We start from the raw sequence: 751 nt of genomic DNA, 5'->3' as shown, positions 1-751 counted from the left end.
CCACGGTGTGGTTCATGACTGGGGTGAAGTCGTAACAAGGTAGCCCTAGGGGAACCTGGGGCTGGATCACCTCCTTAAACGAAGCTGCCGTTCTGGTAAGTGCTCACAACGAATTGCATGGTTGGATGTTTTAGAGAGCGCCATTCGATGTCCTATCGGATGGAACTTAGGCGAAGGATGTTTTGCTACAGGCAAGGCGCTGACTGCGAGAAAGAGGAAGTGTGCAAACAGCACGTGACCGATTGAACGAAGGAAGCAACGCAGCTTGGAGTGAAACAAACGAGCATAAGTGGGTCTGTAGCTCAGTTGGTTAGAGCGCACCCCTGATAAGGGTGAGGTCGGTAGTTCAAATCTACTCAGACCCACCAATTTTGTGCATCTCGTCGTTGCAGCTTCACTCGCATAGCAGGCTATGCGTCGCGAAACTGCGCCTAGATCTGCGCAAAATTGGCACTTATTAAGCCTAGGGTTTTCATGGGGCTATAGCTCAGCTGGGAGAGCGCCTGCTTTGCACGCAGGAGGTCAGCGGTTCGATCCCGCTTAGCTCCACCATTTCTCAAGAAGCCAAAAGCTAATGATTAAACAGCTTGTTTATCCATTACCTTTTGTTTTCTTCGGAAAACACGCTCTTTAACAAAGTGGATCTGTGATTGAAGCAATCAAATTGAATCAGTTTAATTTTATTGTGTTCGATCAAGCGTTTATATCTGGCGATTAATATCGTATTAGTTCTGACGTATAACTTGGACAC

At 47.4% G+C, this 751-nt stretch carries 2 tRNA genes and 1 rRNA gene; all 3 read left to right on the top strand.

Annotation, left to right across the window (positions count from 1 at the left end):
- Positions 1–77: ribosomal RNA gene (locus tag DV711_RS19255) — 16S ribosomal RNA — on the top strand; the annotation flags it as partial.
- Between the two features lie 214 nt (positions 78–291).
- Positions 292–368: transfer RNA gene (locus tag DV711_RS19250), tRNA-Ile, on the top strand.
- Positions 369–476: 108 nt separating this feature from the next.
- Positions 477–552 (top strand) — tRNA-Ala (locus tag DV711_RS19245).
- Positions 553–751: the final 199 nt, after the last annotated feature.

Source organism: Motiliproteus coralliicola, from assembly GCF_003345655.1.
GTDB lineage: Bacteria > Pseudomonadota > Gammaproteobacteria > Pseudomonadales > Balneatricaceae > Motiliproteus > Motiliproteus coralliicola.
The sequence above is the reverse complement of the archived record's forward strand: the minus strand, read 5'-3'. Positions and strand labels throughout refer to the sequence as shown.